Below are 17662 nucleotides of genomic sequence, written 5' to 3'. Positions count from 1 at the left end.
AAATGAAAAAATACACACTCGCAGTAGTTTCAGTTTTAACTTTATTATTGACTTCATGTATGGCAACGAAAGACAAAAGTGCAGGGAATTTGTATGATACAACCTGGGAATTAGAATACATTTCCGGACCTAGAATTGCTTTTGAAGGGCTATACCCGAATAAAAAACCACAGCTTACTTTTGACCAGAAAGAAACAAGAGTTTATGGTAATAACGGATGTAATGGTTATAGTGCACCTTATACTTTAAGCGGAAAATCTCTAACTTTTGGAGAAGCTGGTCCAACAACCATGATGTATTGTGACGGTGGAGGAGAAAAAGTGTTTCTAAAACAAATAAAACAGATTACAAGTTATTCTATTGATAAAGACGGAAAACTGAATTTAATTCAGGGAGATATTCCGGTGATGCGATTTAAAAAGGTAGCGAAACAATAGTTTTAGTTATTCAACTTTGTTAAAATTTCAAACTTAGACAAGGTTCAGACTTAATAAAAAAAGGGAAATGAAGCAGATTCATTTCCCTTTTTTATGTTTAATGCTTTTTAAGTTTATCCTTAAAAACCTTTTCAAACTTTTCCAGTTTTGGCTGAATCACCATTTTACAATATGGCTGGTTTTTATTGTTTGCATAATAGTTCTGATGATAATCTTCAGCTTTGTAAAAAACTTTAAAAGGTTCTACTTTTGTTACGATTGGTTTTTTGTACACTTTTGCTTTATTCAAATCGGCAATAATGCTTTCGGCTGCTTTTTTCTGTTCGGCGTTTTTATAGAAAATTACAGAACGATATTGTGTTCCAACATCAGCTCCCTGACGATTTAAGGTTGTTGGGTCGTGTACAGTAAAAAAGACTTTAAAGATTTCGTTAATATCTGTCACCGTTTTGTCGTAAGTAATCTGAACTACTTCGGCATGACCAGTCTCGCCTGTGCAGACTTCTTCATAAGTAGGATTGGCAACATTTCCACCTGAAAATCCGGAAACAACTGATTTTACTCCGTTTAAATCTTCATAAACAGCTTCAACACACCAGTAGCATCCTCCGCCAAGTGTAATGGTTTCTAAATTCGATGCTTTTTTATTCTGAGCAATCCCCTTTAGCGAAAGCGCCAGAAAACATATTAAAAGTATATTTTTCATAATAAATTATTTAGAATCAGGAATAAAATCAAGAGCGATCGAATTCATACAATAACGTTTTCCGGTTGGTTCCGGACCATCATCAAAGATATGTCCCAAATGTCCGCCGCAACGACCACAAAGGGTTTCCGTTCTTTCCATTCCAAGCGAATTATCTTCTTTGAAAACAATACTTTTTTTATTGTCCTGTTCAAAGAAACTTGGCCAGCCACAGCTGCTGGAGAATTTGGCGGTAGATCTGAAAAGTTTATTCCCGCACGAAGCACAATAGTAAGTTCCTTTTTCATCCGTATTCCAATATTTTCCTGTAAAAGGCCTTTCAGTATCGGCTTCACGCATAACAGCGTAAACGTCCTCCGGCAAAACCTTTTTCCATTCGGCATCACTTACATTTAATTTCGTAGTATCTGTATTGGAATAATATGGATTGTTAGGTTTACTAATTACATTTTTTGCAGTTTCGGGCTTAATGTAATTTTTATTGTTTTGTCCGCAAGCCTGTAAAATGAAAAGCGGTATTAAAAAACAAAGACTGAGAAATTGGGTTTTAGATTTCATAAACAAATAGTGGATTTTGTATTAAGTCAGTATTCTTTAGGATTTTGAATTTTATTAATCAAAGATACGCTGAGATTTATCCCGAAATACTGACTTTAAAATAATTGAGATTTTTTTAAGTGTGTTTTAACTTTTTATTAGTTACGTAAATAAAGACAATCTAGTTTTTATGTCTTAATTTTAACAGCTTTTAATTTTTAATGGGATTTATAATGTTGTAAATCAGAAAAATAGAAATTGAATAAAGATTTGGATTTTTCACAATCAGAATTAGGATTTTTAAGCCATTTCTTTTTTCGTATTTTTGTTTGCTTAAGAAGCCTTATGACAGAAGAAAACGTAATATTAGTTAATCAAAATGATGAGCAGATTGGCTTAATGCCAAAATTAGAAGCACATGAAAAAGCGCTTTTGCACCGTGCATTTTCAGTTTTTGTTTTAAATGAACAAAATGAAATCATGCTGCAGCAGCGTGCACATCAAAAATATCATTCTCCTTTGCTGTGGACCAACACTTGCTGCAGTCATCAGCGTGAAGGCGAAACCAATATCGAAGCAGGAAGCAGAAGATTGTTTGAAGAAATGGGATTTAAAACAGATTTGAAAGAGCTGTTTCATTTTATTTATAAAGCACCTTTTGATAACGGATTGACAGAACATGAATTAGATCATGTGATGATTGGATATTATAACGAAGATCCAAATATCAATACCGAAGAAGTGGAAGACTGGAAATGGATGAAAATTGAAGATGTAAAAGCAGATATAGAAAAACAGCCCGAAATATATACGGTTTGGTTTAAAATAATTTTTGATGAATTTTATCATTATTTAGAAGATCATAAACTTTAACCCAAACGAACCAAAGCCTAAATGAGAGTAACCATATCAAGAAAAGCACATTTTAATGCTGCACATCGACTACATCGAAAAGATTGGTCATTTGAAAAAAACGATGCTGTTTTTGGCAAATGCAACAATCCTAATTTCCATGGTCATAATTATGGTTTAACAGTAAGTGTTACAGGAAAAATTGATCCGGAAACTGGTTTTGTTTTAGATGTGAAAGTATTAGCGGATATTATACGCGAAGAAGTAGAAATTCCGTTTGATCACAAAAATCTAAATCTGGATGTCCCAGAATTTTTAGATTTGAATCCAACAGCAGAAAATATTGCCGTTGTGATATGGAATAAAATTAGACAAAGAATTCACACTGACTTTGATTTGGAAGTAGTGCTGAATGAAACCGACCGTAATTTTGTAACTTATAAAGGAGAATAAAAAATGTCATTAAAAATAGGAGATATAGTTCCGAATTTTACTGCAAAAGACAATAATGGAGAAACTTTTGAAAGCCAGAGTGTTTTAGGAAGAAAACCATTGGTAATTTATTTTTACCCAAAAGATAATACGCCTGGCTGTACAACAGAAGCCTGCAGTTTTCGGGATCAATATGAAGATTTCAAAGATTTGGGAGCTGAGGTAATCGGGATTAGCAGTGATAGTGTCAAATCACATCACAAATTTGCTGCTAAACATCAATTACCTTTTATTTTGCTTTCAGATCGTGATAAAAGATTAAGAAAGCTTTTTGGTGTCCGTAATAATTTGTTCGGACTTCTGCCGGGCCGTGTTACTTATATTATCGATAGAAATGGTCTGGTGATTTCGATCTTCGATAGTGTAAATGCTGCGAAACACATACCAAAAGCTTTGGAAACTATTAAGGAATTAGTATTATAAATTAGAAAAATAGTATCAGAATAAAATTAATTAAACAAATATATTAACCTAAAAAACATGAGCCAAAATTTATACCCTTTACAATTTGAACCGATCTTAAAAGAAAGAATCTGGGGAGGAGAAAAATTAAAAACAATTTTGAATAAGCCAATCGTTTCTAAAATTACCGGTGAAAGCTGGGAATTGTCTACTGTAGAAGGAGATGTAAGTGTGGTGGCAAACGGAGTTCTAAAAGGAAAATCTTTGATGGAGCTTATTGATGAAACTCCGGACGCCGTTTTAGGAACTAAAGTTTACGAGCGTTTCGGGAAACAATTTCCTTTACTTTTCAAATATCTTGATGCGAGAGAAGACCTTTCTATTCAGGTTCACCCAAACGATAAATTAGCTAAAGAGCGTCATAACTCATTCGGAAAAACAGAAATGTGGTATGTGACTCAGGCAGATGCAGATGCGAGAATTATTGTTGGTTTTAAAGAAGATTCAAATAAAGAAGAGTATTTAAAACATTTACAAGACAATACTTTAGTTTCAATCTTAGATACTGTAAAGGCAAAGCCAGGCGATGTTTTCTTCTTAGAAACAGGAACTGTTCATGCAATTGGAGCTGGTCTGGTTATTGCCGAGATTCAGCAGACTTCTGATATTACTTATAGATTATATGATTTTGACCGTGTAGATGCACAGGGGAATAAAAGAGAATTACATGTAGATTTAGCTCTTGATGCGATTAACTACAATAAAGTAGATACTCAGAAAAAATATGAGTCTAAAGTAAACACTTCAAATACGGTTGTAGATTGTCCTTATTTTACAACGAATTTCCTTCCATTAGAAAACAAATTAGAGGTTTCTAAAACTGGAGAAACATTTACAGTTTATATGTGTATTGAAGGTGATTTTGAAATTGAATATGACGGATTTAAAAACTCGTATAAAAAAGGAGATACTGTTTTGGTTCCGGCTGCGATAAAAGCATTTAATTTGACTGGAAATGCTTCAATTTTAGAAATTTACATTTCTTAACACATAATCTAAAGATAATATGTACTTTTGCAAACGCAAATTAAAATTATAATAAAAATGGCAAACGTTAAAAATTTAAAGAAAGACATCAACTTCGTATTAGGAGATATTATTGAGGCAGTTTACTTGTTTGAGATGTCAACAACAGGAAATCCAACTCCGGAAACGAATGCTTTGATCGATGAAGCTATTGCTGCATTCGATACTTTGATTACAAAAGTGAACGCAAAGAACGTTGAAAATAAAAAAGCACATTTCAAGCAAATTAATATTGAATTAGAACAAACTGCTAATCAATTGGTTGAAAAAATCAACGCACTATAAGCAAAAAAAAGTGTAAAAAAGTGCAAATTTATTTTGGGAAATTGAAAAACCGCTTTATATTTGCACCCGTAATGAGGCCGATGTAGCTCAGCTGGCTAGAGCAGCTGATTTGTAATCAGCAGGTCGTGGGTTCGAGTCCCTCTATCGGCTCAAAAAACGGAAACCATCACAGAAATGTGATGGTTTTTTAAATTATAGAGAGAGGTGTGATTTTTTTTTTGGAATATTAAAAAACATTTATATCTTTGCACTCGCAAAATAGGCCGATGTAGCTCAGCTGGCTAGAGCAGCTGATTTGTAATCAGCAGGTCGTGGGTTCGAGTCCCTCTATCGGCTCCAAAACCATCACAGAAATGTGGTGGTTTTTTTTTATTCTATCAATCCTGTATTTCACGTTATCAAGCGTAAGAAAGATTTGAGAATGTTTTTTTATTGTAATCTGGAATTTGTATTTTTCGTCAACTTATGAGGGTAGAACAATTAACTTTTACGAGATTCATTGCAGCAGTATTAATAGTCATTTTTCATTATGGTGAAAAATCATTTCTTTTCAATAATCCATATTTGGAATTTATAACTAAATCGTCAGCTGTTTTTGTTAGTTATTTTTTTATGTTATCAGGTTTTGTGATGATAATTGCTTATCATGATAAAACGAAAGTCAGTGCATTTGAATACTTAAAAAATAGATTAGCTCGTATTTATCCTCTTTACTTGTTAGGGGTTCTGCTTGTGCTTGTAGTTTTAATTTTAAATAATAAAGCTAATTGGGGAGATTTTCTTTTGAATGTAACTATGATTCAGTCCTGGGTCCCTGAAAAGGCTCTTACCATAAATACGCCGGGTTGGTCTCTTTCAGTAGAAATGTTCTTTTATGTTTTGTTCCCATTTTTATTTAATGTAATATACAATAAAGTCAGTTTTAAGAAAATTTCGATATTAATTCTTGTGTTTTGGATTGTAAGTCAAATAGTGTTTCAGATAATGTTTTTGAAACCTATAATGAATTTTCCATTAAGTATTAAAGATTTGAGTTATTTTCCGCTATTACATCTAAATGAATTTTTAATTGGAAACTTAGCGGCAATTTACTATATCAATAATTGTGGCTATCAACGAAACTTCGACTTAGCTATTTTAATTGTAATTATTTTAATTATAATAGCTTTAAAATTTCCAACAGGATTCAATTATCATAATGGTCTGTTGGCTGTGCTTTTTATACCATTGATTCTGCTTTTATCGCTTAATACAGGAAAGCTGACAACTATTTTAAGAAATAGAACTCTTGTGTTTTTGGGAGAAATTAGTTTTGGAATTTACCTTTTACAATATCCTGTTTGGTTATGGGTAAGTGATTATAGGCTGCGCAAATATTTTCAACTTGATTTGAAAGAAGATCCTACTTTGGCTTTTCTCGTGAGGTTTGTGATTTTGTTTTTGGCAGCTTGTCTTTCGTATAAATTTTTTGAGCTTCCATCGAGAAATAAAATTAAAGATATAAAGGCTTGATTAATTGATTTAGATTTAATGTTGTTTATTGACGATTTACGTGTTTTTTTTCGTGTTTGCGGTACTTTGGAGGTTTAATGGCAAGATAGTTTGTTTAAAAACGATAATTATAAATAAAAAATGCCCTGAAATTTTCAGGGCATTTTTTATTGAAATGGAACAGAAATTATTCTGCGGTTTGCAGTGTTTGTTGTTCCTTTTTAAGGTCATTAACGTACTTAGTTAGTTTCTTTCCATAAAATGATTTAGCCACTTTTGGAGTCATCGATTTTTGAATCGTGTCAAGAAACTTTAAATTGATGTCATAAATCTCTGCTAACGCAATATAAGGGGCAACTTCATAGTCTTTGTTGTTTAGGGCAAAGTTTGTAGCGTACAAGTATTTTCTTTTGATGTTAGACTCTTGTAATTTGGTGATGCTGTCTACTGCCTTTTGATCTTGTCTTTTTAAAGCTTTAAAACGTGGTTCTACTAATGAAAGGTTTTCATCTGTAAAGCGGCTATTAATTTTTGCATACTGTTCGTATAATTCCTGATTTTTTGATCCCGTGATTTTAGCGTCAGAAATGTAGTGATCCAGATTGGTTTCGATATTGATGTTTCCGGGTTCTGCAAAAAACAAAATGTTATTGTCTAATGAATTGGTAACGCCACGATCTAAAAACAAATACAATACTTGTGGTGAATCTAATGTGATATTGCTTTCAAAAGCAGAATTTCCGTCTATTTTAATACTGTCGATAGCAACAAGTGCTGTGTCAACAATTTTTTGGATATATAGTGTTCCTTTTTTTAATCCCTTAACGTTTCCTGTAATATGTACATTACCAGTAGTTTCTTTTTTGCTGCATGATGCTAACAGGGCAAGCGTAACAAAAGCAATTAATGTTTTTTTCATTGTTGGTTTATTAGATTTGGGTGCAAAATAAAGAAAATAGTTTAAATGTAGAGAGACAGCAGTTTTATTTTTATAAAAAAAATAAATCCCAATCTATTTCTAAATTGGGATTTAAAGTATAGTGTGAAAAGGTTTTACATTGATAAATTAAATGAAGCGCCATTTTCGTGTGTATAAGTGTAAAGGGCATCGCAGTCGTTATTTCCATAATCTACTACACCGTTCAAAATACCTCCCTGAATTTTCAACTGACCTTTAGAAATAAAAGTGCAAGAGTATTTTTTAATTAATGGTTCTTTTACTGTCAAAGTAAGTGTTGTACCATTTGATCCTGTTACTGTATGAGTTCCTTCAGTTATTTCGTAAACATTGTCGGATAATACATAAGGCGTATCAACTCCGGCAGTTTGTTTTGTGGTGTAAGTTTCTGAATTAGTATAAACTCCTCCTTGTAAATCGGTTAGTTTGCCGTTTGTTACTTTTCGTGTCCATTGAGGTGCTGTATCTACTGTTGTAGTATTTGTGTATTCGATGGTACCTTCCAGTTTAATGTTGTTAATAGAGTAATCTGTCCTTTTAATTGTCATTTTACTTCCTGTAGTAGTAATTGGTCCCGAAAGAGTTACTTCTAATTTTCCTTTTCTTGTTAAGTTGTTGTCGTCTTTACAGCCGGCAGTTCCGAAATCAATAAGAAAAACTTTAGGATATTCTCCTCCATTTGGTGTTGTTATAGTAATCGCGGCGCAGACGCCAATAACAGTTTCAGTTGTTTTTGCTGTAGTGCTGGATGTTGCTACAGACAGACCTGTATTAAGATCCATTTCGTTAGAGGTATCAATTGCGATTGATGCGCCAATACTGGTTAGATCTGTTGAAGCGGCACCTTCATTGCTGTCGTTCGAGCAGGAAAAAAATAGAAATGCTGCTAAACAAATCGTGCTTAATAATATAGCGGTTTTTTTCATAGTGGTATTCGTGGTTTTGTGTTAGATAAAAAGGCAATCAAATTTAGTGAAAAAAATGATTCCTAATAAAAAATCCTGTAAGCTTTCTTTACAGGATATTATAACGGCTTTTTGAAGAAAAAAGTATGAGCAACGTAAAAATTATTGATTTATTGCCGAAAATTTTAAACCGACTTATAATAATCGCTTTTTGCCTTACGGATTTTCTTGTAATCATCCCAGTTAAAGCGATTTAAAAAATCTGAAGCGTTTTGCGCTCCGCGGATAAATAAATCGATTTTGGCATCGTCGGTTAAATTAAAATTGAGCCAGTTATGACTTCCGGTATCAATATAACCTATTAGGTTTTTGAAGTCTGGATTTTTTCTTAAAAATTCAGAATCATAACCGTATCTCGCAGTATCAAACATGGAACTTATTAAATTAGAGAATTTTTCATTTTTATTGATTTCGTTTTTATCGTAACCCAATTTAATTCCAAAAGTTGGAGAGGCCGGAACATTTAAATTCTCATGGAAAATATCAATTGGGAAGTTTGAAATAATTCCGCCATCCATAAACATAACTTCTGATGGTACTGAGGTTCTCAAACAGGTAGCATCGTTCCATTTGTTCCAGGCATCGACTCCGCCGGGAATGTTTGTAATTTTAAACGGAGTAAAAAATAAAGGAATTGACATGGAAGCGCGAACAAAATCGGCTGGGTTTTGAACTTTGGGATTTGAGTAAAATAAATCCATCATTTTTGGGAAAACAATTTTGCTTTCCGTTGTAATGTCTGCAGCTATAATGGCCATTTCACTCCAATGGTCTTCTCTCTTGTATTCCTCTTTTTTACCCTGATCGCTGATTCGGAATAATTTGTTTTTATCTGAAACTCCCTTTTTTCGTAATGCTTCCAGATCAGCGTAATTTTTTATGCCTTTCTGCGAAAGTAAATTGGTCATCCATTGGTGGAAATTATTTCCTGGATTCAGTCCTAAATCATCTTTAAAATTATCTACCACCTGAACACCTCTCATGATCAATTTTAAATTTCCGGCATCGCTCAATAATGCATCTATGAACTGGCGGGCGTCACGATCTCCATCAACAAAATCATAAAGGTTTTTATTGCAAAGACAATCCAGAATCCATTCTGATTTCTCCATGTCACAAGTTCCGGCAGCAGCCATTAACATAGTGTTTATACTTCCTGCGGAGGTTCCTGCCAAACTAAGAAAACGAATTCCCATTTTTTCTAAAACATAAACATATCCAATTAAGGCAATTCCGAGTACGCCACCGCCTTCCTGAACAAGATCAACATATTGGTAATTATTATTGTCTGTTATGTCCGAGAATTTCTTGTTTTTAATGTTGTCTCTTAAATCGTTAATAATTGCTAGAACTGTTCCATTTTCGGTAAATTTCTTTTTATCCATGATTTCTAGAATTTTGATTTTAATTTGTTGGTTTTCAAAATTATAGAAACATCTGTTTTGAGAATAGGGGAGAATTCCCCTTTTTATAGGGTGTTTTTATGAGCAAAAAAAATCCTGCAAAACTGAATTTGCAGGATTTTGAAAAAAATATTCTTTTCGAATAATTATTTAATCATTTCAAAACTTCTTTTTACGAAGGCAGTTAAAGCTTCACCTTTTAATAGATTTTGAGATAATTTAGCCAAGTCTAAAGCTTGTTTTACCAAATGCTCCTGGTGTACTTTATCTTCAGTATTTAAAATGTTTGAAGCTAAATCAGAATTAGTGTTTACAACCAAATTGTACATTTCCGGCATATTACCCATTCCGAACATTCCGCCTCCGCCTGTCTGGCTCATTTCTTTCATTCTACGCATAAATTCCGGTTGCGTGATTAAGAACGGAGCTGCCTGGCTGTCCATAGCTTCCAATTGAACACTGTATGCTTTTGGGATATAGGCTTCTAATGAAGTTTTTAAAGTAGCTTTTTCATCCTCAGATAATCTTGAAATCGTGTTTTCGTCTTTTTTGATCAAATTGTCAATATGATCAGAGTCAACACGTACAAAAGTTACATCTTTATTATCGTTTTCGATTTTCTGAATCAAATGCGAGATAATCGGAGAGTCTAAAAGTAATACTTCGTAACCTTTGTCTTTTGCTGCTTCAATATAAGAGTGCTGTGCGTCTTTATTTCCAGCGTAAAGAACAACTAATTTACCGTCTTTATCTGTTTGGTTTTCTTTTAGTTTTTCTTTTAACTCTTCTAAAGTGAAATAAGTTTCATCTACAGTTGGATACAATACAAAAGCTCCTGCTTTTTCGTAGAATTTATCTTCAGAAAGCATTCCGTATTCTAAAACGATTTTAATATCGTTCCATTTTGCTTCAAAATCAGCACGGTTTTCATTGAATAAAGCTTTTAATTTATCAGCTACTTTACGAGTAATGTAGTTTGAAATTTTCTTAACCGCGCCATCGGCTTGTAAACCAGAACGAGAAACATTTAACGGAATATCCGGAGAATCGATTACTCCTTTTAACATTGTAAGAAATTCAGGTACAATTCCTTCTACGTTATCTGTAACGTAAACCTGATTTTGGTATAATTGAATTTTATCTTTTTGGATTTGCATATCCGTTCCTAATTTCGGGAAATACAAAATACCAGTTAAGTTAAATGGGTAATCTACATTTAAATGGATATGGAATAACGGCTCTTCAAACTGCATTGGATACAATTCCCTGTAGAAGTTTTTGTAATCTTCATCAGATAATTCAGAAGGCTGTTTTGTCCAAGCCGGATTTGGGTTGTTGATGATGTTGTCTGTTTCAACAGTTTCGTTTATGTAGTCTTCCGGAGCATCTTCCGGTTTTGGAAGTGTTTCAGTTCTAGTTCCGAATTTAATAGGAATAGGCATAAATTTATTATACTTATTCAATAATCCGCTGATTTTAGAATCTTCTAAAAACTCAAGAGAATCTTCTGCAATATGAAGGATGATTTCTGTACCACGTGAAGTTTTGTCAGCCGGTTCCAAAGTAAATTCCGGACTTCCGTCGCATGTCCAGTGTGCAGCTGGTTCGTCTTTATATGATTTTGTAATGATTTCTACTTTTTCAGCCACCATAAAAGCAGAATAGAAACCAAGACCAAAGTGACCAATAATTCCAGAATCTTTTGCAGAATCTTTGTATTTGTCTAGGAATTCTTCGGCTCCTGAGAAAGCTACCTGGTTGATGTATTTTTCAACCTCATCAGCTGTCATACCTAAACCTTGGTCGATAATGTGGATTTTTTTAGCTTCTTTATCAATTTTTACTTCGATAATTGGGTTTCCGTATTCTACTTTAGCTTCACCAATGCTGATAAGGTGTTTTAGTTTTAAAGTAGCATCAGTTCCGTTTGAAATTAACTCTCTAAGGAAGATTTCATGGTCACTGTATAAGAACTTTTTGATTAAGGGAAAGATGTTTTCTACCGAAACATTAATTTTACCTGTTGTCATATTTTATTTATTTTTTGATTTAACTTGATGATTTTCATTTCTTCAAATAAAATACCAATTGTTTTTAGGGTGACAAAATGTCGTAAGTGTTAATTTTGAAAGAAAATAAATGGATTCTGGAACGAAAAATATCTCGACGAATCGTATATTTGTGGTACAATAATTGTTAAAAAGGCAAAATATTAATCTATAAAAAATTGTATAAAATGAAGAAGGGTATTTTTATATGCTTGATTGCCGTGATGTTTTTCGCGTGTAAATCAGCTTCGTCAACGTCTTCTACAGACACAACGCTTTCAAAAAAATTAGACAGACCTACTCAGGTAGCGTTAAAAGGGAATTGGGTGCTTACCAATGTGTCTTATCCGGGTTCAGATTACATTAAAGTAAATTCATTTGATCTTGCCGATTCAAAATGTTTTATCGGAAGTACCTGGAGCTTTATTTCAAATAATAATAAAGGATCAATGGCTTTAACATCGCCAAGCTGTACCGGATTTTCTTCACCAATTGTATGGAGTATCAACAATCAGGGAATGTTTATTCTTAAGATTCTTGATGCTGGAGAAAAAGCGAAGAAAGTAAGAGATGGTTACTTACTTAAAGTTGCCGGTGTAACTGAAAGTTCATTCCAATTAATTGATAATATCAATGTTGGTGGTCAGGTAAAAGATGTTGTTTACCAATTTCAAAGAGCTAATTAATATTTTAAAGAGATAAAAGATGAGAAAGATAACTGTTTTAGGTTTGTGTAGTTTATTGGTATTGACTAGTTTTTTTACTAGTTGTGATTCAGTAAAGAATGCCAATAATACTCAAAAAGGTGCCGGAATTGGTGCTGTTGCAGGTGGTGTAATTGGTGCGGTTTTAGGAAATAATATCGGCCGAGGCGGAAACGCTGCTTTAGGTGCTGCGATTGGAGCTGCTGTTGGTGGTGGAACCGGAGCGCTTATTGGAAACAAAATGGATAAACAAGCGCGTGAAATCGATCAGGCACTTCCAGGAGCATCTGTAGAGAGAGTTGGAGAAGGAATTCACCTGACCCTGAACGAAAATGCAGTTCGTTTTGATACTAATAAATCTACTTTGACTGCTCAGGCTAAAGCTAACTTAGATAAATTGGTTCCTGTGTTTAATGAATACGGGGATACAGATATTCAGATTTTTGGTTACACTGATAATACAGGAAAACCGGAATATAATTTGACTCTTTCAGGACAAAGAGCGGCTTCAGTACAATCGTATTTAGTTTCTAAAGGATTAAAATCAAGCCGTTTCAAAACTTCAGGTTTAGGTATTGCTGATCCAATTGCAACAAATGACACTCCGGAAGGAAGAGCTCAAAACCGTCGTGTAGAATTCTCAATTACTGCAAACGACAAAATGGTAAATGACGCAAAAGCAGAAGCTGGAAAATAATTTCTGGTAAAATAAAATATAAAAAAAGCTGTTTCTTAAATGAAGCAGCTTTTTTTATATAAAACATTTTAAGTGAAATTTATTTGTAAATATGAATATTGTATGGTTTACAATCATGTTCGTTTGCAAATATGAAAAAGGGTTTTACAATATCAATTCCTTCAAAAATATCATCTTCAAGTTTATCAAACGCTTCGCTTAACAATATAAAAGTCTTCAAATTATAAACTTCTAAAAGTGATTCGTAAAATGAAGTTTCAGATATATAATTGTCTAATTCCATTTCTTCCAAGATCGCTTGAAACTTAGTTAAGTTTTTCCAAATTAATGAATAGTTAATTTTGCAACTTTCATTATGAATTCCATCAATACAATCAAAATCAGAGATATTTGTACTTTCATTTATTGAGAAGTTCTGTTTGCTGCATAGTTTGATATAACCGTAAGGAAAAAAATCATGTTCAATAAACATAGACTGATAAGTAGTATTGTTTTTGTTTTCTTCTATGATTTTTTTAAATTGATTAAGAGATTTTGTAATGTCTTCTTGAAAGTTTGAAACAATCTGTTTTTCATCAATATTTAATTCTTTTACTTTTATAAAAGAGTTGTTGATTTTTTTACTGTTTTTTACCTTGTTTAAAAATCTTACCTCTTCATCTTCTAAGTAATTAGTAATTCCCATTGAAAGGTAGTATTCATTATTTTGTTTGATGTATTCATTTATAATATCAGCAAATGAATAACTATTCACAATCTGTAAATGATGATTATAAAGGTTTTCTAGGTTTTCTTTCATTTTCCATAAATTTTTTCGCGTTCACCTCCATGTAGCCATTCTGTTAAAGATAATTCTATTGGTTGAAATTCAATACCTGTGCAATTTTCTTCTTCTATCTCTTTTTTTAGTTTTTCTGAGACAACATATTTTGCACCACCTTCTACATATCTTAAAGAAAAAAAATCTTCATTTACATTCTCTTTTATTTTAATGTTTTTAAAGTAGAGTTCTCCTTCAAGTTCTTTTTCTCTAATTTCTGATGTAAAATTTTCCAATGAATCAAATTTTACATCGATTAATGTTGTACCTCCTTCGGGTTTTCTAATACGTTGAATTATTATTGATCTTTCTAAATCAATAACATTCATGTCAACTTCATACATGTTTAAAATCCAATAATCATCAATTAAATAATTATTAAGAATCACAGGAGATTTGAAAAATTGTAAGCCAGTTTTCCTACTGTTATCTAGTATCTTTTTTAATTTTCCACTAATTAAAAGCTTCAATGTAAACCCCATCCCATTAGAGCTTATTAAGTCAGTTAATTTTGACTTATCATGTAAAATTGCGTTTGCAGTTATAGGTGTGAAATTTACTTTAGTAAAATGCACATGTTCTATAAAGTGGGGGTCATTCCAAATGTCACAATTATATTTATTATTCTTAATTTGGGGATAATGACCTAATACTTTTCTATTTAATGAATTGGTTATTGAATAATACTTCATTTTTAAAAAATTAATTGATTAAGTGGAACATTGGGATTGTTTTTAATTGCATCTTTGACATCGTTAATTAAATCTAAAACTTTAGCATAAGCTTGATCAGGTGTAGCATTTGCTGGTATTGCATTTAACCGTGCTTGAATTAAACTGTCATAATGGGGATGACTGCCGCTGTGGATTGCCTTGTCTAATGGGATACCATTTAATGCCTCATTCATATGAAAAGCATGTTGAGATTTGGCTGCTTTTTGTATAGCCGGTTCCAATAGTTTGTTCCAAGGTATGATATGATGCGCTTGTCGTAAATCTCCAACAGCTAGACCTAAAACTTTTCTTAATTGACTTCTTGAACCAAAAGTAATTAAATCGCCACTAACTTTCCAAACTAATTTAACTTTAGTTCCTATTGAATATACTTCATTAATTTTAATAGCATATTTAGTGGAAACAGCAGCCCATCCCGCTATTGGAACAGCACTTGCAATACTTATTGTAGCATTCAACCCATCACCTTCAATAACATACAACACACCATTAGTAACATCTGCTAGTTCTCCTATAACTGGTACGGTTCCAAATACATCAAGTGTTATGTGAACAACTTCTTTGCTTGCTTCCCAATAACATTTTAGATAGCTCCATTGTGGATTTAGTTTTTTTAAACGTGCCATTTTAACAATGTGATGTGCCCCAAAATATATCATTAAATCGGGATCGGTATTGTATATGTTTGTCATATCCGCATCCATATATTGATCGATGGCAAGTAAAAATGTTTCGTCTAAACCATTGTTTATTTTGTTTTTGCTCTGGGCGTTTAAAGTGAAATAAAGAGCGTTTAGATCGAATGAAGTATCTGTTCTTATAATCTCAAGTAATTCTTTTCCAAAACTTTTAGATGCATCAGTAAATCTATTTGCTACAAGATAATCATAAAATGCGAAAGCTATCTCTCCATTTTGTTCTAAAAATCTTTTTTGCTGCCCACCAACATTTAAATACTTTTTTACAGTTTCTATTTTTAAAATTTCAGGTTCGTCATACATTGCAAACAAAGGAGATGTTGCTATGCTGCTACCGCCTCCGGCTGTCGGATTCATATATCCATTCGAGGTATAGGACGCTGTGCCTGAACCGTAATTTGTAGTGCTTGTATCATCATCTATTACATTGGCATTTATTACAGTACAATCTGAAGTTACCAGAACCCAGCTATAGATTACGTTTTCTGCACCTACTAAGTCTCCGCTACTAACTAGTTCATAATTATATTTACAAACCCACAAAGAAGCAGTTTTTGCAGTCACAGAACTTATGTCAAGATTAATAGGCGTTATTTTTGCTGAACCAGGTTTGTTTTTACTGTCAAAACTGTTTAATTCTATTTTGTTAAAACCGTATTCCACCAGAAAAGCATCATATTCACCATTTTCGGTTAGGGAGAAAAGTATGTTTTTTATGTTGTCAGTTTCATTTTGTACGGTCGAAAAGGTATAAGAATGATAATTACCATTTTTAATGTAATTTGCGTTATCTGTTTGTATAGTGAGTCCTAGATTATCAATAGGGACATTTTTGCTTGTTATATTATTTTGTTGCGAATTGTACTTTTGAAGTTTTGCAACAATCTTAGTATTTAAATCAATCTCGTCTCTTGTAATTGTCTTTAAACTGTAATTACTACTGTGGATTGTTTCATTAGAAATTATATTTTCTTCAACTGAACAACTCGAAAACAATGATGTGAATAAAATTAGATACATCACGAGTAAATTTGAAATGTTTTTTTTTAGGTACATAGTTGATTTTAATTAAGGTGATTTTTTAGAAGTTATACTTTCAATAATGCATGTTGATTTAAGACAAAATAAGTAAAAAAAATATTACAAATAGTTTTAAGAGTGTTAAAGTTGTATGTATTCTAAATAATTAATTTATCTTAAGGAGAGTTTCTCAAATGAAGCAGCTTTTTTTTGACATTAGAAATTAAACATTGTAAATTTGACCTCTCATATTACAACTCATGCTTGACATTCAAAATATATCTTTTACTTATACCGAAAGCCCCGTTATAAAAAACATCTCTTTTTCTATTGAGAAAGGACAGAACATTGCTATTATTGGTGAAAGCGGCTGCGGAAAAAGTACGCTTCTTAAGCTTATTTATGGTTTGTACGATTTAGATGAAGGAAGTATCTCTTATGAAGGGAAACCTGTTTTGGGCCCAAAATTTAATTTGATTCCCGGAATGCCTTATATGAAATATCTGGCGCAGGATTTTGATTTGTCTCCGTATGAGACTGTGGCCGAAAATGTAGGGAAGTTTCTTTCGAACGGTTTTGCTAACATGAAAAAACTTCGTGTTCAGGAATTACTGGAAATGGTCGAAATGGATCAGTTTGCCAATGTAAAAACAAAGTTTTTAAGTGGAGGACAACAACAGCGAGTGGCACTGGTTAGAGTTTTGGCTCTGGAACCGGAAGTGATTTTGCTTGACGAGCCCTTTAGTCAGATTGATGCTTTTAGAAAAAACGCGTTGCGTCGTAATCTATTTCGTTACCTAAAACAAAAAGGAATTACCTGTATTATTGCAACACACGACAGTACAGATGCTTTGTCTTTTGCAGATCAGGCTATTGTAATGCGAAATGGGGAAATGCTTGTTAAAGACGATCCTTCTAAGATTTATGAAGATCCAAAAATTAAATATGTAGCTTCATTGTTTGGAGAAGTTAATGAGATTCCGACACATTTATTATTATCCTACGAAGACGAAACTCATAAAACATTGGTTTATCCGCATCAGTTTAAAATGGTTTCAGAATCCAGACTGATGGTAAAAATCAGGAGAACTTATTTTAGAGGAAGTCATTATTTAATCGAAACCGTTTATAAAAGACAACTGATCTTTTTTGAAAGTGAAATCGATTTGCCGATTGAGCAGGAAGTCTTTTTAGCATTAAATTATTTATAAAAAAATAGCCCGACAGTTTTAGATTGCCGGGTTTCTTTTTTTTTGATAATGTTAATTTCGGAAACCTTAAACAAAAGATCGGGTGGTTTTGGATTTTCCTCAGGATTTGATGTTAA

19 protein-coding genes and 2 tRNA genes are annotated in these 17662 nt (G+C 32.7%); 12 read left to right on the top strand and 9 right to left on the bottom strand.

All coding sequences use genetic code 11. The features are described from left to right. Positions 1-2 precede the first annotated feature (2 nt). Entirely contained in the window at positions 3-437 is a 435-nt protein-coding gene (locus HYN56_RS01410; RefSeq protein WP_109190557.1) for an META domain-containing protein, read from the top strand. 97 nt (positions 438-534) lie between these two features. On the opposite strand, the gene msrA is transcribed toward HYN56_RS01410, so the two are convergent. Together msrA and msrB are read right to left on the bottom strand one after the other, a co-directional pair. Next, entirely contained in the window at positions 535-1143 is a 609-nt protein-coding gene (gene msrA, locus HYN56_RS01405; protein WP_109190556.1) for a peptide-methionine (S)-S-oxide reductase MsrA, read from the bottom strand. A 6-nt stretch (positions 1144-1149) separates the two neighbouring features. Next, positions 1150-1701 carry a peptide-methionine (R)-S-oxide reductase MsrB gene (gene msrB / locus HYN56_RS01400; protein WP_109190555.1) on the bottom strand — a complete coding sequence of 184 codons (552 nt, stop codon included), beginning with the start codon at positions 1699-1701 and terminating at the stop codon, positions 1150-1152. A gap of 324 nt (positions 1702-2025) precedes the next feature. Here msrB and idi point away from each other — a divergent pair, with 324 nt between their 5' ends. From idi to HYN56_RS01360, 8 genes are all read left to right on the top strand, one after another. Then, complete coding sequence (gene idi, locus HYN56_RS01395; protein ID WP_091496463.1) at positions 2026-2553, top strand: isopentenyl-diphosphate Delta-isomerase; 528 nt, start codon at positions 2026-2028, stop codon at positions 2551-2553. 21 nt (positions 2554-2574) lie between these two features. Next, entirely contained in the window at positions 2575-2985 is a 411-nt protein-coding gene (locus HYN56_RS01390) for a 6-carboxytetrahydropterin synthase (RefSeq protein ID WP_109190554.1), read from the top strand. 3 nt (positions 2986-2988) lie between these two features. Beyond that, positions 2989-3447: a peroxiredoxin gene (locus tag HYN56_RS01385; protein WP_109190553.1), complete on the top strand. Its 459-nt coding sequence runs from the start codon at positions 2989-2991 to the stop codon at positions 3445-3447. A 57-nt stretch (positions 3448-3504) separates the two neighbouring features. Next, a complete protein-coding gene (locus HYN56_RS01380) occupies positions 3505-4473 on the top strand; it encodes a type I phosphomannose isomerase catalytic subunit (RefSeq protein WP_109190552.1) in 969 nt (322 codons plus the stop codon). Positions 4474-4530: 57 nt separating this feature from the next. Next, positions 4531-4797 carry a hypothetical protein gene (locus HYN56_RS01375; RefSeq protein ID WP_091496454.1) on the top strand — a complete coding sequence of 89 codons (267 nt, stop codon included), beginning with the start codon at positions 4531-4533 and terminating at the stop codon, positions 4795-4797. Positions 4798-4873: 76 nt separating this feature from the next. Further along, positions 4874-4947: transfer RNA gene (locus tag HYN56_RS01370), tRNA-Thr, on the top strand. A gap of 112 nt (positions 4948-5059) precedes the next feature. After that, positions 5060-5136: transfer RNA gene (locus HYN56_RS01365), tRNA-Thr, on the top strand. Between the two features lie 126 nt (positions 5137-5262). Further along, positions 5263-6309 carry an acyltransferase family protein gene (locus tag HYN56_RS01360; protein ID WP_146194555.1) on the top strand — a complete coding sequence of 349 codons (1047 nt, stop codon included), beginning with the start codon at positions 5263-5265 and terminating at the stop codon, positions 6307-6309. Between the two features lie 166 nt (positions 6310-6475). Here the strand turns inward: HYN56_RS01360 and HYN56_RS01355 are convergent, their stop codons facing one another. The 4 genes from HYN56_RS01355 to htpG form a co-directional block, all read right to left on the bottom strand. Then, on the bottom strand, positions 6476-7207 hold the full coding sequence (locus HYN56_RS01355; protein ID WP_109190550.1) for a DUF4369 domain-containing protein: 732 nt from the start codon (positions 7205-7207) through the stop codon (positions 6476-6478). Positions 7208-7341: 134 nt separating this feature from the next. Beyond that, on the bottom strand, positions 7342-8172 hold the full coding sequence (locus HYN56_RS01350) for a hypothetical protein (protein WP_109190549.1): 831 nt from the start codon (positions 8170-8172) through the stop codon (positions 7342-7344). Between the two features lie 164 nt (positions 8173-8336). Continuing rightward, positions 8337-9596 (bottom strand): patatin-like phospholipase family protein, encoded by a 1260-nt coding sequence (locus HYN56_RS01345; RefSeq protein WP_109190548.1) that lies wholly within the window; start codon positions 9594-9596, stop codon positions 8337-8339. A gap of 164 nt (positions 9597-9760) precedes the next feature. Continuing rightward, complete coding sequence (gene htpG / locus HYN56_RS01340; RefSeq protein WP_109190547.1) at positions 9761-11644, bottom strand: molecular chaperone HtpG; 1884 nt, start codon at positions 11642-11644, stop codon at positions 9761-9763. A 206-nt stretch (positions 11645-11850) separates the two neighbouring features. On the opposite strand from htpG, the gene HYN56_RS01335 reads away from it, so the two are divergent. Both HYN56_RS01335 and HYN56_RS01330 read left to right on the top strand, forming a co-directional pair. After that, positions 11851-12348, top strand: coding sequence for a lipocalin family protein (locus HYN56_RS01335; protein ID WP_109190546.1), 498 nt, complete (start codon positions 11851-11853; stop codon positions 12346-12348). A 19-nt stretch (positions 12349-12367) separates the two neighbouring features. Further along, the gene (locus HYN56_RS01330; RefSeq protein WP_109190545.1) at positions 12368-13063 is read left to right on the top strand and encodes an OmpA family protein; all 696 of its coding nucleotides are present in this window, start codon (positions 12368-12370) and stop codon (positions 13061-13063) included. Between the two features lie 79 nt (positions 13064-13142). Here the strand turns inward: HYN56_RS01330 and HYN56_RS01325 are convergent, their stop codons facing one another. Genes HYN56_RS01325 through HYN56_RS01315 form a run of 3 tightly spaced genes read right to left on the bottom strand, consistent with a single transcriptional unit; the run spans position 13143 to position 16335 of the window. After that, a complete protein-coding gene (locus HYN56_RS01325) occupies positions 13143-13862 on the bottom strand; it encodes a hypothetical protein (protein WP_109190544.1) in 720 nt (239 codons plus the stop codon). Then, a complete protein-coding gene (locus HYN56_RS01320) occupies positions 13859-14575 on the bottom strand; it encodes an imm11 family protein (RefSeq protein WP_109190543.1) in 717 nt (238 codons plus the stop codon). The genes HYN56_RS01325 and HYN56_RS01320 overlap by 4 nt, the downstream gene beginning before the upstream one ends. 2 nt (positions 14576-14577) lie before the next feature. Further along, positions 14578-16335, bottom strand: coding sequence for an AHH domain-containing protein (locus HYN56_RS01315; RefSeq protein WP_167398261.1), 1758 nt, complete (start codon positions 16333-16335; stop codon positions 14578-14580). Positions 16336-16595: 260 nt separating this feature from the next. Between HYN56_RS01315 and HYN56_RS01310 the strand changes: the two genes are divergently transcribed. Then, positions 16596-17546, top strand: coding sequence for an ABC transporter ATP-binding protein (locus HYN56_RS01310; protein WP_109190541.1), 951 nt, complete (start codon positions 16596-16598; stop codon positions 17544-17546). The last annotated feature ends 116 nt before the right edge of the window (positions 17547-17662 follow it).

Source organism: Flavobacterium crocinum (assembly GCF_003122385.1).
GTDB classification, from domain to species: domain Bacteria; phylum Bacteroidota; class Bacteroidia; order Flavobacteriales; family Flavobacteriaceae; genus Flavobacterium; species Flavobacterium crocinum.
Note: the sequence above shows the minus strand (reverse complement) of the source record. Positions and strands in the feature narration are given on the sequence as shown.